This is a genomic window from Mesorhizobium sp. WSM4846 (genome assembly GCF_055811415.1).
Window position 1 is genome coordinate 1 of sequence record NZ_JBVVPZ010000104.1, and the last position, 902, is coordinate 902.

Below are 902 nucleotides of genomic sequence, written 5' to 3' on the forward strand. Positions count from 1 at the left end.
AACTCTGCCGCAAGGTCGAGCGTCTGGCCGGCGGTGCCGGATACGGTCACCGATCCGCCGCCGACATCGAGCGTCAGTTTCTCGATGCTGGCGGCGCCGTTGGCGATGCTCAGGGTCGACGGCTGCGCGATCGCCGCCCTGATGCCGCGAATGGTCGCATCGCCGGAGGCGATTTCGACGCTTGTAGTGCCGTCCGCGATCCTCACCCTGCCTTCTGCCGTGGCCGGAATTCCGGCGACGGTGGCGCCGCCGGAAAACCCGGTCCAGTCGCCATCGCGCTTCAAATCGACATCGATGCCGCTGATCACGGTGCCGCCGGAGGTGACGCTGTCGGCACGGATTTTACCGGAGATCGCCGGTGCGGCGACATAGTTGGCAATCAGCGCATCGATGGTGACCGTCTTTGCCGAAAGATCGCCCCGCGAAATTGAATCTGTGGTCGCCTTGATGGCGACATGAGGCGCATTGCCGGTCTTCGAGAAGACGATCGTGCCACGCACGTCGCCGTCAGCTTTTTCCAGCGCCAGGGCTGCGAGCGGACTGATATCGGGTAGATCCAGCGCAACCGTGCCGAGCGGCAGGAATCGATCGTCGAGAGCAAGGTCGCCCGAAACTTTGTTGTCGCCCAGTGACAGGCTTAGTCCGTTTATGGACCGCTTTCCCTGGCGCGTTACCAGCGACGCCTTGAAATCGAGTGGCTCGTCATTGACGGATCCGGTGAGCGAGATATCGGCCGCCGGGCTGGCGATGTCGCCCTTCCCCGTCGCGGTGAGCTTTAGCCCGGTGATTTCTCGCGCCGCCACCGAAAGCCGGTCGCTGTTGACTGTCAGCGACAGGTCGGGCGCGGTGCTGGCGCCTTGCGCGTTCAGCGCGAAGGTGATGGCGCCGTTGGCGTCCCCAGA

At 64.2% G+C, this 902-nt stretch carries 1 protein-coding gene; it reads right to left on the reverse strand.

The window, feature by feature from the left end; genetic code table 11:
- Positions 1 to 902 (reverse strand): translocation/assembly module TamB domain-containing protein (locus AC0L15_RS33205; protein WP_473498418.1); only part of this gene is annotated, 902 nt, incomplete at both ends.